The 14,570-nt window shown below is 64.9% G+C and carries 8 protein-coding genes; 2 read left to right on the top strand and 6 right to left on the bottom strand.

All coding sequences use genetic code 11. The features are described 5' to 3' along the window. Nucleotides 1–7 precede the first annotated feature (7 nt). Nucleotides 8–376 carry a response regulator gene (locus tag ABIC65_RS18720; RefSeq protein WP_354310713.1) on the bottom strand — a complete coding sequence of 123 codons (369 nt, stop codon included), beginning with the start codon at nucleotides 374–376 and terminating at the stop codon, nucleotides 8–10. 239 nt (nucleotides 377–615) lie between these two features. Here ABIC65_RS18720 and ABIC65_RS18715 point away from each other — a divergent pair, with 239 nt between their 5' ends. Further along, complete coding sequence (locus ABIC65_RS18715) at nucleotides 616–984, top strand: response regulator (protein ID WP_354310712.1); 369 nt, start codon at nucleotides 616–618, stop codon at nucleotides 982–984. A gap of 149 nt (nucleotides 985–1,133) precedes the next feature. Here ABIC65_RS18715 and ABIC65_RS18710 read toward each other — a convergent pair whose 3' ends face one another. The 3 genes from ABIC65_RS18710 to ABIC65_RS18700 form a co-directional block, all read right to left on the bottom strand. Then, complete coding sequence (locus ABIC65_RS18710) at nucleotides 1,134–2,162, bottom strand: right-handed parallel beta-helix repeat-containing protein (protein ID WP_354310711.1); 1,029 nt, start codon at nucleotides 2,160–2,162, stop codon at nucleotides 1,134–1,136. Nucleotides 2,163–2,545: 383 nt separating this feature from the next. Further along, nucleotides 2,546–3,220, bottom strand: a complete 675-nt coding sequence (locus ABIC65_RS18705; protein ID WP_354310709.1) for a methyl-accepting chemotaxis protein — start codon at nucleotides 3,218–3,220, stop codon at nucleotides 2,546–2,548. Next, nucleotides 3,166–4,248, bottom strand: coding sequence for a methyl-accepting chemotaxis protein (locus ABIC65_RS18700; protein ID WP_354310708.1), 1,083 nt, complete (start codon nucleotides 4,246–4,248; stop codon nucleotides 3,166–3,168). The genes ABIC65_RS18705 and ABIC65_RS18700 overlap by 55 nt, the downstream gene beginning before the upstream one ends. Before the next feature lie 222 nt (nucleotides 4,249–4,470). Here ABIC65_RS18700 and ABIC65_RS18695 point away from each other — a divergent pair, with 222 nt between their 5' ends. After that, on the top strand, nucleotides 4,471–5,622 hold the full coding sequence (locus ABIC65_RS18695) for a carbohydrate porin (protein ID WP_354310706.1): 1,152 nt from the start codon (nucleotides 4,471–4,473) through the stop codon (nucleotides 5,620–5,622). Nucleotides 5,623–5,727: 105 nt separating this feature from the next. Here the strand turns inward: ABIC65_RS18695 and rpoC are convergent, their stop codons facing one another. Continuing rightward, nucleotides 5,728–10,011 carry a DNA-directed RNA polymerase subunit beta' gene (rpoC, locus tag ABIC65_RS18690; protein ID WP_354310705.1) on the bottom strand — a complete coding sequence of 1,428 codons (4,284 nt, stop codon included), beginning with the start codon at nucleotides 10,009–10,011 and terminating at the stop codon, nucleotides 5,728–5,730. 112 nt (nucleotides 10,012–10,123) lie between these two features. After that, nucleotides 10,124–14,278 carry a DNA-directed RNA polymerase subunit beta gene (gene rpoB, locus ABIC65_RS18685; protein WP_354310704.1) on the bottom strand — a complete coding sequence of 1,385 codons (4,155 nt, stop codon included), beginning with the start codon at nucleotides 14,276–14,278 and terminating at the stop codon, nucleotides 10,124–10,126. Nucleotides 14,279–14,570 lie beyond the last annotated feature (292 nt).

The following is a 14,570-nucleotide window of genomic DNA, read 5'->3' as shown; positions in this document are numbered from 1 at the left end:
GAAATGCTCAGCCGATGGCGTTCATGCGAACCGCGCGCGTGAGCTGATGGGGCCGGTATGGCTTCGCCAGGAAGACGGCGCCCATCTCGTCGTCCTTGAGGACCGACGGATCGTCGCCCGAGGAGATGATCACGTGCACCAGTGGATCCGTTGCGCGGATTTGGGCCGCCAGTTGGAGGCCGTTGAGCGCGCCGGGCATGTGCAGATCCGTCAGCAGGACGTCGATGTCGTGCTTCGCGGCCAATGCCAGCGCGTCCGAAATCCCGGATGCTTCCAGAACCTGGAAACCTTCCGCCTTGAGCACGGAAGACGCCAGTATTCGAATGTACTCCTCATCGTCCACGATAAGGATGGTCGAGGAGAATTCGGATCCCATCTTCGCTCCCTTAGCAGCTGAAAATGAAATCGACATGGGCTTGTTCCACAAATTCGGCTTTCTGGACGCGCATTAGCCACGCCTTGTCGGGAACGTCTGATATCGACTTCAGCCGCGCCGCGCACCGCGAGGCGATTAGATGGTCGGGCGCATGGCGATGGGTCCGGCGGGGTTGGGCGCATAACAAAAGGCAACTTGTGACGCGCTAAGACGTTGAAGAACCGGAGGCATTTATGATTTTGTCGAAGGAGGCCACGGTTCTCGTCGTCGAAGACGAGACCTTTGTGCGCATGATCGCTGCAGATGCTCTGGCTGAAAGCGGCTTCCAGGTGCTTGAGGCGCCCGACGCGATGGAGGCGCTCGCGCTTCTTGAGAAGCATGAAGTCGCGGTGGTGTTTACCGACATCAACATGCCCGGGCCGATCGACGGGCTGGAGCTGGCGGACATCGTCGCGGTCCGCTTCCCGCGCGTGAAGGTGATTGTCACTTCGGGCAAACAATGGCTGGAGCCGGACCAGCTTCCCGACGACAGCCTTTTCCTGCCCAAACCCTATCGTCCCGTGCAGCTCGCCAAGCTCGTCGGGCAGCAGGCCGGCCGTGCGGTGTAGGCGTAGCCGCGGGTTGCATACGAACGGGCGATGTTCTGGAGCGCACCGCGGCGCATGGTGTGGCGGGAGAACGCTGCCCCGGATGCCGGGCATTGTTCGTGTCAGACGACGGATACTGGTGGAATGCGGCCGCCCCTCGGCTTACGGCATCACTTCGGAGCGGCACTGCCAATGTCATTCCCTGCCGGTCGGGAGGGCTTGTCGCTGTTGATGTAATAGCTCGGCGCGATGTTGCCTTGAATCACGATGGTGGGGTCGTTCACACGGATCCAGGGCGTCACACCGGCACATGCTGAGATGCGGTTGTTCCGGATGATCGTGCCCCGCGCGCGGCCGATGGTGATCGCGTGCCAATTGGGGCAGACAAACAGATTGCCGGTGACCTCAATGTTCTCATATCCGCCGACACCGATCTCGTCTCCGAAGAAGACGCCCTGCGGATATGGATATGCGATGCTGGTAGTGTTGAAGTCGCCCAAGAACTGATTGTCGACAATCTTGACGTTCTTGCAGCCGCTGGTCTCTCCAGTCGTCCAGCACTGCACCGAGTCGGGATGATACGGATCGGTGGTGCGGAACTTGGAAATCTTGTTGCGAGCGATCTGTACGCCGTTGGTGCCGGGGATCTCCACGGCATCGATACCGATCATGCTGATATCGTTGTCGCGAATGACGACGTTCTTGCTCTGCCGTACGCGGATGCCGACCGCGATCTCGAACACCCGGGATGTCGATAACGTGAAGCCGTTGCTCCGCGCGACGCTGATCGCACTACCGTCTTTCTTGACGGCGCCGTCGATAAGGCCGTGGATGTAGACGTTATCGAACGTGATGTTCGACCCGTCGACTACGCGCACCATGAAGTCGTCCGCACCAAGGACCGTCGAGATTTCCACTTTGGAGAAGGTGACGTTGACCGAGCGGTTGAGATTAACCCGCGTAAACAGCGCCGGCCGGCTCGGGTTTTCGCTCGTGATCGTCACCGCTGCGGTGAACACCCGATCGTTGAGGGTGAGCTGCCCATAGTTACCTGGCGCCAGTTTGATGATGCTGCCACTTTTCGCCTGGGCGATCGCATTGGCCAGTTCAGCCGGCGTGGCGACGGTAAGGACCTGGGCCTGCAACGCGGCCGCGGGGGCAGGAACGGCGGCAGCGAGATAGGCGAGGAACGCAAACATGGGTCTTCCTTTTGTTCGAAGGCGGATGGGCATGTTCTTCGAAACCCGATCAGCGCAGCTCGGCACGGTGTCGCGCCTGCGCGCGGCCGAAGCCGATCCGCGCTGCCATCGGCATGGTGGCGAACGACCGGGGCAGCTTGATGCCGCGGGGCGTGGTGTTGAGGCCTGGGTCGGCTTTACAAGGGTCGGGACCTTCGAGCTACGCGCAATCCGATCAGCGGCGCCGCCCGATCGCATCTGCAGCACGCCCTGGCCGCGCCAGCTCGATATGTGCTCCGACGCTGCCTGCCGCTCGCGAATCGACGCTAGGCTGGCACGTTAGCGCCTCCGCCGTGGCGCATGCGCGGAATCTCTGCTTGAGGGGTGGTAGCCGCCGTAGCGCTCTACACCCAGGCTTCCTCGCTGACCGCGGCGACGCTCGCCACCGGCAGCGCATAGGACGCGCGGCCCAGGCTCCGCGGTGACGATGCAGCCGTGCCGCCTTCGATGCGGAACTGGGCGGCATGCTCCACCAGCTGCCCGATCTCGGCCATCAGGTTGCGCGCGGCGGCCGAGGTTTCCTCGACCATCGCGGCGTTCTGCTGGTTGGAATTGTCCATTACCCGGATGGTCTCGCTCAGCCGCGAGATCGATTCCGACTGGACGCGGTTGTCCGCGGCGACCTGGCCGAGCAGCTTGTGCACCGACTGGGCGTTTTCCGAGATCGAGCTGAACGCGCCGTCGACATCCTCGACTGCGGCAACTGCTGTGCCGATCTCGACCTGGGTGACGGTCAGCTGGTCGCGGGCGCGCCCGGCCTCCTCTTCGGCGCGCATGGCCAGTGCCGAGACCAGGTCGGCGACGACCGCGAAGCCGCGGCCCGCTTCGCCGGCACGACCGGCCTCGACCGCGGCGTTCATCGCGAGGACGCGCGTCTGGAAGGCGATCTTGTCGAGGCCCTCGATCACGGCGTCGATACCCTTGGCGCTTTCGGAGACGCGGCTCATCGCGGTCACCGCATTGCTCACGCGCGAACGGCCGGTGCTGACCGGCTCGATCGTCTGGTCGGCGCGGCCCACGGTCTCGCTGGCGGCGCGGACCGAGGTGCGCAGGCGCTCGTCGATCTGGCTGATCTCGGCCGTGGTCGTCTCCAGGCTCGCGGCATTGGCTTCGGTGCGCGCGCAAGGTCCTCGGAGGCGGCGGTGATCTCGGTGGAAGCGCGGCGCAGCGATCCGGCGCCGCTATGCACCGAGCCGATCAGCTCGCGCAGACTGTCCACCGCGCGGTTGAAGTCCTGCTTGAGCCGCGCAAAGGGGCCGCTGAGATCGGCATTGACATGGGTGGTGAGGTCGCCGCCCGCCAGCTTCTGCAGGCCCGAGCCGACCGTCTCGACGATCAGTTCGGTGGTCGCCTGCTTCTCGGCATTGGCGGCTTCCACCTGCTGGTTGAAGCGCGCGATGGCACGGGCGAGGGCGCCCAGCTCGTCCTGGCGATCGGTTTCGGGCAGCGGCGTGCCGGGTTCGGTCACCAGTCGCGCGACCGTTTCGGACAGGGTGATCAGCGGCTCGACCAGCCGGCTATTGGCGAGCCGCGCGGCATAGAGCGCGCCGCCGATCGCAGCGAGCAGCGTCGCAGCCAGCAGACCGGTGGTGATCCAGCCGAGCGTCGCGCCGGCCCGGGCGGTGTCGTCGGAATATTTCTCGATCGCGTCTGACGCGGCGGCCATCGACTCTTCGAGGATCCCGAATTGCTGGAAGAAGCCGGGTAGCTGGCGCTTGGCCGCGGCAGGGTTGCCGGCGGCGGCATCGGCGATCTGCTGGGCGGCGTTGGCATAGGCGACCATCGGATCGCCGACCTTGGCGGCAGCGGCTTCGATCGAGGCGTCGCCCTTGAACGCGACGTCCTCGGCGATGCGCTTGCGCAGCGTGCCGAGATGGTCGTCGAGGTCCTTGCGCGCATCCTCGAGCTTGATGCCGATGCCCGGCTCGCGCGACGCGAGGGTGGCCAGCACGTCGCTGCGCACCGCATCGTGCATCATGTCCGCTTCCATATGGTTGCGGAGCAGCGCCGAGGCGGTCGCCTGTTTGGCGAGCGCCCTGCTCAGCATCCAGGACGATACGATCCCGGTACCCCCGCACAGCAGGAAAAGCAGGATGATAGCGACCGTTAGCTTACGTGTTGAATACGCGATCGACTGCACGACTTCGCTCCAAGCTTGTGACGCGTCTGCTATGAGAAGCATCCTCTCCAGAAAAACTATAGACAAGATTCCGTAAAGCAGAGTCCTTCATCCTAAAACGCTGATCGAGGGGTGACGGGATGCTTGACGATGAAGCGTTTTCTGCTCGCCGCACTGCTGATCTGTACATCACCAAACTTCGTATTTGCCCAGATGGCAGTTGATGTGCACTTGGTCGAAACGATTGATATCGTCAGCGTGGCGCGCGGTGGCGATCGCGATCGGACCTACGCGCTGGACGCCACGGACCTCATCGCCGACGCCGATCTGGCACGGCTGGTGGGGTGGCAGGGCGCGACCGCCCATGTCGACGTGATGAGCACGATGGGCGGGCGGCCCAACGATGCGGCGGGCACGCTGCAGGGCGTCGACAGCATCGAAGTCGCCAGCCACCATCTCCGGCTGTTCGAAGCCTGGGTGGAACAGCGCATCGGCCAGCACACGACGGTGCGTGCCGGCGTCTACGATCTCAACAGCGAATTCTACGCCAACGGGTCGGCGGGGCTGCTGATCTCGCCGTCGTTCGGCGCGGGATCCGAGCTGGCCGCCTCAGGACCGAACGGACCTTCGATCTATCCCTCCACGGCGCTGACGGTGCGCGTGGAGCATCGCTTCGATCATCTCGCTTATGTCCGTGCGGCGGTCCTCAACGGATCGGCCGGGTGCCTGGGCGACCCGCAGGGCGTCGATTTCAGCTTTCGCGACGGCGTGCTGCTGATTGGCGAAGCGGGGGTGGAGCGGCCGGGGCTGAAGCTGGCCGGCGGCTATTGGCGCTACAGCCAGCGGCATGCCGACTATACCGAGGTCGATGGCGACGGCGTACCCGTCCGGCATATCGACCATGGCGGCTATGTGCTCGCCGAGCTGCAGCTGGTGGGCGGGGAGGGCAAGCGCTCGCTCACCGCATTCGGGCGCGCGGGCGTGTCGGGCGGCTCGACCACGCCGTTCCAGGGCGGCTGGCAGGCGGGTTTCCTGGTGGAGCGGCTCGTCGCCGGGCGGCCGGATTCGCAGGCCTCTTTCGGGATGAGCCGCGGCGTGACCACCCCCGGCTACCGCGCGATGCTGCTCGATGAAGGCGCGCGGCCCTCGCGTGCCGAAACCACCTTCGAGCTGACCTATTCGGACCGGCTGACCAAATGGCTGACCGTCCAGCCGGACCTTCAGTTCATCGCCGATCGCGGCGGCGTGGAGAAGGCGCGCGGGGTGGTGGTCGGCACGCTGCGGTTGACGATCGCGATCTGATCGCACGCGGCCTTCCTGCCACGAAAAAGCCGCCGCCCGGCATCCCGGACGGCGGCTTTGTTCGTGTCACGCTCGGTCAGGCTGAGAGCCCCCGAACGGGGCGGATCACTCCGCCTCGTTCAGATACTCGCCGGCATCCGCATCGGTGCCGTGGCCCGACGGGGTCACCGACGCCAGGGGATCATCCCCGGTGCCGCCTGCATCCCGCGTGCTGCGGGCGAGTTCCGCTGCATGCTCTTCCGCCGCGCTCGCCGGAGCGATGAGCGAGGCTTCCTGCATCTTGCGCTGGGCGACGCGCAGCGCCGCATCGCGCGAGGTGGCGGCGACCCGCAGGCGACCCATGCCCGCACCGGTACCGGCGGGGATCAGGCGGCCGACGATCACGTTCTCCTTCAGGCCCTGCAGCGTGTCCTTCTTGCCCTGCACCGCGGCTTCGGTGAGCACGCGGGTGGTCTCCTGGAACGACGCGGCCGAGATGAAGCTGCGGGTCTGCAGCGACGCCTTGGTGATGCCGAGCAGGATCGGCTTGCCCATCGCGGGCTGCTGGCCCGGCTGGAGCTTCTCGTTATGCTCGTCCATCTCGTCGCGATCGACCTGTTCGCCCGCCAGCAGCGTGGTGTCGCCGCCGTCGGTGATCTCGACCTTCTGCAGCATCTGGCGAACGATCACCTCGATGTGCTTGTCGTTGATCTTCACGCCCTGCAGTCGATAGACTTCCTGGATTTCGCTGACCAGATATTCGGCCAGCGGCTCGATGCCGAGCACTTCCAGAATGTCGTGCGGATCCGGCGAACCGCCGATCAGGTTGTCGCCACGCTTGACGTAGTCGCCTTCCTGAACGTCGATCACCTTCGACTTCGGGACCAGATACTCAACGACCTCGCCGCCGTCCTCGGGCTGGATGCCGATCTTGCGCTTGGCCTTGTAGTCCTTGCCGAACACCACGCGGCCCGAGACCTTCGCGATGATGGCATTTTCCTTCGGCTTGCGCGCTTCGAACAGCTCGGCGACGCGCGGCAGACCGCCGGTGATGTCGCGGGTCTTGGCGGACTCGCGCGCCACACGGGCAAGCACGTCACCGCCCTGCACCGTGGCACCGTCCTCGACCGAGATCACCGCGCCCGGCGCCAGCATGTAGCGGGCGGCTTCGGCGGCATTCTCGCCGGTGAGGGTCATGCGAGGACGCAGGTCCTCCTTCTTGCCCGCACCGCGGAACTCGGTGACGACGCGCTGGGCGATGCCCGTCGCTTCGTCGACCTGCTCCGTCATGGTCTTGCCTTCGATGATGTCCTGATACTTCACGACACCACCGGTTTCGGTGATCACCGGCATGGTGAACGGATCCCACTCGGCCATGCGATCGCCGGCGCTGACCAGATGGCCGTCGTCGAACATCACATAAGCGCCGTACGGGATCTTGTGCACGGCCAGCTCGCGGCCATCCATGTCCATGATCGCGATCTCGCCCGAGCGGCTGAGCACCACGCGACGGCCGCGCTGATCCTCGATCAGGCGCAGGTCGCGGAACTCGGCCTTGCCGTCCACGGGGGCTTCGAGGTTCGACTGCTCGTTGAGCTGCGCCGCGCCGCCGATGTGGAAGGTACGCATGGTCAGCTGCGTGCCCGGCTCGCCGATCGACTGCGCCGCGATGACGCCCACCGCTTCGCCGATGTTCACCGGGGTACCGCGGGCAAGGTCACGCCCGTAGCACTTGGCGCACACGCCGAGCTTGGCTTCGCAGACCAGCGGCGAGCGGATCTTCACCGCCGGGGTGCTGAGCGCCTCGATCTGCGCGATCATCGCTTCGTCGAGCAGCGTGCCGATCGGGATCACGACCTGGTTGGTCTTCGGATCGATGATGTCCTCGGCCGTGGTGCGGCCCAGGATGCGCTCGCCGAGCGACGCGATCACCGAACCGCCCTGCACGATCGCCTTCATCTCCAGCGCGCGCTCGGTGCCGCAATCGTCCTCGAGAACGACGCAGTCCTGCGACACGTCGACCAGACGACGGGTGAGGTAGCCCGAGTTCGCCGTCTTCAACGCGGTGTCCGCGAGGCCCTTACGGGCGCCGTGGGTCGAGTTGAAGTATTCAAGGACGGTCAGACCTTCCTTGAAGTTCGAGATGATCGGCGTTTCGATGATCTCGCCCGACGGCTTGGCCATCAGGCCGCGCATGCCGGCCAGCTGCTTGATCTGCGCCGCCGAACCACGGGCACCGGAGTGCGCCATGATGTAGATGGCGTTGTCGGGCATCTGGCGGCCGGTCACGGGGTCCTTCTTGACCGCCTTGATCTCGTCCATCATCGCCGCGGCCACCTGGTCACCGCAACGGCTCCAGGCGTCGATCACCTTGTTGTACTTCTCCTGCTGCGTGATCAGGCCGTCCTGATACTGCTGCTCGAAGTCCTTCACCAAGGCCTTGGTCTCGTCGACCAGACCGACCTTGGCTTCCGGGATGATCATGTCGTCCTTGCCGAACGAGATGCCGGCCTTGAACGCGTGGCGGAAGCCCAGCGACATGATCGCATCCGCGAACAGCACGGTCTCCTTCTGGCCGGTGTGACGATAGACTTCGTCGATCACGTCGCCCACGTCCTTCTTGGTGAGCAGGCGATTGACGACGTCGAACGGCACCTTGTGGCTGTGCGGCAGGCACTCGCCGAGCAGCATGCGGCCGGGGGTGGTCTGGTAGCGCTTGAGGTACGACTTGCCGTCCTCGTCCGTCTGCGGGACGCGGCTGGTGATCTTGCTGTGCAGCGTCACCGCGCCGGCGTTGAGGGCCTGGTGGACCTCCGCCATGTCGGCCAGCAGCATGCCTTCGCCCGGCTCGCCTTCCTTCTCCATGGTGATGTAATAGAGACCCAGCACCATGTCCTGCGACGGCACGATGATCGGCTTGCCGTTGGCGGGGGACAGGATGTTGTTGGTCGACATCATCAGGACGCGCGCTTCCAGCTGCGCCTCGAGGCTCAGCGGAACGTGGACGGCCATCTGGTCACCGTCGAAGTCGGCGTTGAACGCCGAGCAGACCAGCGGGTGGAGCTGGATCGCCTTGCCTTCGATCAGCACCGGCTCGAACGCCTGGATGCCAAGACGGTGGAGCGTCGGCGCGCGGTTGAGGAGAACCGGATGCTCGCGGATCACTTCGTCCAGGATGTCCCAGACTTCCTTGCGCTCCTTCTCGACCCACTTCTTCGCCTGCTTCAGGGTCATGGACAGACCCTTGGCGTCGAGACGGGCGTAGATGAACGGCTTGAACAGCTCGAGCGCCATCTTCTTCGGCAGGCCGCACTGGTGCAGCTTGAGCTCCGGACCGGTCACGATGACCGAACGGCCCGAATAGTCGACGCGCTTGCCGAGCAGGTTCTGACGGAAGCGGCCCTGCTTGCCCTTGAGCATGTCGGACAGCGACTTGAGCGGACGCTTGTTCGCACCGGTGATGGTGCGGCCGCGGCGGCCGTTGTCGAACAGTGCGTCGACGGCTTCCTGCAGCATGCGCTTTTCGTTGCGGACGATGATGTCCGGCGCGCGCAGTTCCATCAGGCGCTTGAGGCGGTTGTTACGGTTGATCACGCGGCGATACAGATCGTTGAGATCCGAGGTCGCGAAGCGGCCGCCGTCCAGCGGCACCAGCGGGCGCAGCTCGGGCGGGATCACCGGCACGACGTCCAGGATCATCCATTCCGGGCGGTTGCCGGAATCGATGAAGCTCTCGACGACCTTGAGGCGCTTGATGATCTTCTTGGGCTTCAGCTCCGACTTGGTCGTCGCCAGCTCTTCCAGAAGCTCCTTGCGCTCGCCTTCGAGGTCGAGATCCATGAGCATGATCTTGACCGCTTCGGCGCCGATGCCGGCGGAGAAGGCGTCCTCGCCATATTCATCCTGCGCGTCGAGCAGCTCGTCCTCAGTGAGGAGCTGGAACTTCTCGAGCGGGGTGAGGCCCGGCTCGGTGACGATGTAGCTCTCGAAGTACAGCACGCGCTCGAGCTGCTTGAGCTGCATGTCGAGCAGCAGGCCGATGCGGCTCGGCAGCGACTTCAGGAACCAGATATGGGCGACCGGCGCGGCCAGTTCGATATGGCCCATGCGCTCGCGGCGGACCTTCGAGACGGTCACTTCCACGCCGCACTTTTCGCAGACGATGCCCTTGTACTTCATGCGCTTGTACTTGCCGCACAGGCACTCATAGTCCTTGATCGGACCGAAGATGCGCGCGCAGAACAGGCCGTCACGCTCGGGCTTGAACGTGCGATAGTTGATCGTCTCGGGCTTCTTGATCTCGCCGAACGACCAGCTGCGGATACGGTCCGGCGACGCGATCCCGATCTGGATCTGGTCGAAGGTTTCCGGCTTGGCGAGCGGGTTCGCGAAGTTGGTAAGTTCGTTCATTTCTTCACTCCATCGCCCTTCCGCGTACGGAAGGGGCTAGGGGAGGGGATGTCTTTCGTCGGCAGGCGGCTGGCGGCCCCTCCTTCCCGGGGGAAGGGGGGGCGCCGGTCCCTTACTCCGCGGCGATCTGCACGCCGTCGTCGTCGAAGCCGAGTTCGGCATTCTTCAACTCGACGTTCAGGCCCAGCGAGCGCATTTCCTTGACGAGCACGTTGAAGCTCTCCGGGATGCCGGCCTCGAAGGTGTCGTCGCCCTTGACGATCGCTTCGTAGACCTTGGTGCGGCCGACCACGTCGTCCGACTTCACCGTCAGCATTTCCTGGAGCGTGTACGCCGCGCCATATGCCTGGAGTGCCCACACTTCCATTTCACCGAAGCGCTGGCCGCCGAACTGCGCCTTACCGCCCAGCGGCTGCTGGGTGACGAGGCTGTACGGCCCGATCGAACGCGCGTGGATCTTGTCGTCCACAAGGTGGTGCAGCTTGAGCACATACTTGTAGCCGACGGTCACCTTGCGGTCGAACGCGTCGCCCGTGCGGCCGTCGAACAGCGTAACCTGGCCGGATTCGTCGAGGCCCGCCATGCGGAGCATCGCCGAGACGTCGGCTTCCACCGCGCCGTCGAACACCGGGGTGGCCATCGGCACGCCCGAGCGGACGTTCTGCGCCAGGTCCACCAGCTGTTCGGTCGTGCGACGGCTCAGCTCGTCCTTGTAGTTGTCGCCATAGACGGTGCCGAGCAGCTCCCGCACCGCTTCCGGCGGCTCGCCGGCCTGCGGGTTGGGGTTGGCTGCACGCCATGCATCGAGCGCATCGCCGATCTTCCGGCCCAGGCCGCGCGCGGCCCAGCCCAGATGGGTCTCGAAGATCTGCCCGACGTTCATGCGCGACGGCACGCCCAGCGGGTTGAGCACGAAGTCGACCGGCGTACCGTCCTCGAGGAACGGCATGTCTTCCTGCGGCAGGATGCGGCTGATGATGCCCTTGTTGCCGTGGCGGCCGGCCATCTTGTCGCCCGGCTGCAGCTTGCGCTTCACCGCGACGAACACCTTGACCATCTTCAGCACGCCCGGCGGCAGCTCGTCGCCCCGCTCCAGCTTCTCGCGGCGGTCCTCGAACTTGTCCTTGATGCGCTTCACGGCCTCGTCATACTGGCCCTTCACCGCTTCCAGGTTGCCCTGCATGGTGTCGTCCTGCACCGCGAACTTCCACCACTCGTGGCGGTCGACGCTGTCGAGCAGGTCCTCGTCGATGGTGACGCCCTTCTTGAGGCCCTTCGGCGCGCCGGTGGCGACCTGACCCAGCAGCATCTCGCGCAGACGCGACCAGGTCGCGCGGTTGAGGATGTTGCGTTCGTCGTCGGCGTCCTTGCGCAGGCGCTCGATTTCCTCGCGCTCGATCGCCAGGGCACGCTCGTCCTTGTCGATGCCGTGACGGTTGAACACGCGGACGTCGACGATCGTGCCGGCCACGCCCGGGGGCAGACGCAGCGAGGTGTCGCGCACGTCGCTGGCCTTCTCGCCGAAGATGGCGCGGAGGAGCTTTTCTTCCGGCGTCATCGGGCTTTCGCCCTTCGGCGTGATCTTGCCGACCAGGATGTCGCCCGGCTCCACTTCGGCGCCGACATACACGATGCCCGCTTCGTCGAGGTTGCGCAGGGCTTCCTCGCCGACATTTGGGATGTCGCGGGTGATGTCTTCCGGCCCGAGCTTGGTGTCGCGCGCCATCACTTCGAACTCATCGATGTGGATCGACGTGAACACGTCGTCCTTCACGATGCGCTCGTTGATCAGGATCGAGTCCTCGTAGTTGTAGCCGTTCCAAGGCATGAACGCGACGAGCACGTTGCGGCCCAGCGCCAGCTCGCCGAACTCGGTCGACGGGCCGTCGGCGATCACGTCGCCGGCCTGCACGATGTCGCCCACCTTCACCAGCGGACGCTGGTTGATGCAGGTCGACTGGTTCGAGCGCTGGAACTTCATCAGCGTGTAGATGTCGACGCCGCTCTCGCTGGCATCGACGTCACCCGTTGCGCGGACCACGATACGGGTCGCGTCGACCTGGTCGACCACGCCCGAACGCTTGGCGGCGATCGCGGCGCCGGAATCCCGGGCCACGGTCGACTCCATGCCGGTGCCGACGAAGGGCGCTTCCGCCTTCACCAGCGGCACGGCCTGACGCTGCATGTTCGAGCCCATCAGCGCGCGGTTCGCGTCGTCCTTCTCGAGGAAGGGGATCAGCGAGGCGGCGACCGAGACGAGCTGCTTCGGCGACACGTCCATCAGCGTCACCTGATCGCGCAGCGCCATCAGGAATTCGCCGGCCTGGCGGGCCGAGACGAGATCGTCGACGAAGCCGCCGCTCGCGTCGAGTTCGGCCGAAGCCTGCGCGATCGTGTGCTTCTGCTCTTCCATCGCCGACAGGTAGACGACGTCGTTGGTCACCTTGCCGTCGATGATCTTGCGGTACGGCGTCTCGATGAAGCCGTACTTGTTGACGCGGCTGAAGGTGGCCAGCGAGTTGATCAGACCGATGTTCGGGCCTTCCGGCGTTTCGATCGGGCAGATACGGCCATAGTGGGTCGGGTGAACGTCGCGGACTTCGAAGCCCGCACGCTCACGCGTCAGACCGCCCGGCCCGAGCGCCGAGACGCGACGCTTGTGCGTCACTTCGGAGAGCGGGTTGGTCTGGTCCATGAACTGCGACAGCTGCGACGAACCGAAGAACTCGCGCACCGCGGCGACCGCGGGCTTGGCGTTGATCAGGTCGTTCGGCATCACCGTCGACACGTCGACCGAGGACATGCGCTCCTTCACGGCGCGCTCCATGCGGAGCAGGCCGACGCGATACTGGTTCTCGAGCAGCTCGCCCACCGAACGCACGCGGCGGTTGCCGAGATTGTCGATGTCGTCGACTTCGCCCTTGCCGTCCTTGAGGTTCACGAGCGTCTTGACGACCTCGAGAATGTCCTCGGTGCGCAGCGTGGTCACCGTGTCCGGCGTGTCGAGGCCCAGGCGCATGTTGAGCTTCACGCGGCCGACGGCCGAGAGGTCGTAGCGCTCCGGATCGAAGAACAGGCCGGCGAACAGCGATTCCGCAGTCTCGAGCGTCGGCGGTTCGCCGGGGCGCATGACGCGGTAGATGTCGGATAGGGCCTGCTGGCGCTCTTCGGCCTTGTCGACCTTGAGCGTGTTGCGGATCCACGGACCGGTGGCGATGTGATCGATGTCGAGCAGCTCGATCCGGTCGATGCCGGCCTTGTCGAGCTTTTCGAGGTTCTCGGCCGAGACTTCGTCGCCGGCTTCGATGTAGATCTCGCCGGTCGCCTCGTTGATCAGGTCATAGGCGCTGTAGCGGCCGAAGATTTCCTCGGTCGGGATCAGCAGCGTCTCGAGACCGTCCTTCGCCGCCTTGTTGGCAGCGCGAGGGGAAATCTTCTGGCCGGCCGGGAACACGACCTCGCCCGACTTGGCGTCGACGATGTCGAACATCGGCTTCGAACCGCGCCAGTTCTCCACCTGGAAGGGGATCTGCCAGCCGTTCGGACCGCGCAGGAAGGTGACGCGGTTGTAGAAATAGTTGAGGATCTCTTCCGACGTCAGGCCCAGCGCGTACAGCAGGCTGGTGACCGGCAGCTTGCGCTTGCGGTCGATGCGGACGTTGACGATGTCCTTGGCGTCGAACTCGAAGTCCAGCCACGAACCGCGATACGGGATCACGCGCGCGGCGAACAGATACTTGCCCGAAGCATGGGTCTTGCCGCGGTCATGGTCGAACAGCACGCCCGGCGACCGGTGCATCTGGCTGACGATGACGCGCTCGGTGCCGTTGATGAAGAACGTGCCGTTCTCGGTCATGAGCGGCATGTCGCCCATGTACACGTCCTGCTCCTTGATATCGAGCACCGACCGGGCTTCCGTATCGGGATCGACCTCGAACACGATGAGGCGGAGGGTAACGCGCATCGGCGCCGCATAGGTGATGCCGCGCTGGCGGCACTCGTCCACGTCAAACTTCGGGTCCTCGAGCTCGTAGGTCACGAAGTCGAGCTCGGCGGTGCCGGCGAAGTCGCGGATCGGGAACACGCTGCGGAGCGTCTTCTCGAGGCCGGAGACATAGCCGATCGAGGGGTCCGACCGCAGGAACTGTTCGTAGGATTCGCGCTGAACCTCGATCAGGTTCGGCATCTGCACCACTTCGTGGATGTCGCCGAACACCTTGCGGATGCGGCGCTTCAGCGTGCCGCCCTCGATTGCCTTGGTAGCCATAGGTGTATGTTGCCTCGTCAGCCGTAAACTCGGTGCCCCTGTCCGGGAGCCAGGACGTGCAAAGCGACGCCGAAAGGCCGCGCGACCCCCTATCTCGGGATTCGGCAGCTCTACAGGCGTCTGACAAGCCGTTCCGATCCATTCGTACGACACGCTGCGCGACGGCGCGTCATTTCCCGATCGGAGGGCCAGAGCGGGGATATAAGGCGCGGGGGAGGGGATGTCAAAGGGCCGGACGATGCGGCAGAAAAGGTTCCCGAGTGCACCATCGGCCATGTGCAGTTTACGCAAC

This window comes from Sphingomonas trueperi, from assembly GCF_040545665.1.
In the GTDB taxonomy this organism is placed as follows: Bacteria; Pseudomonadota; Alphaproteobacteria; order Sphingomonadales; family Sphingomonadaceae; genus Sphingomonas; species Sphingomonas trueperi_B.
Note: the sequence above shows the minus strand (reverse complement) of the source record. Positions and strands in the feature narration are given on the sequence as shown.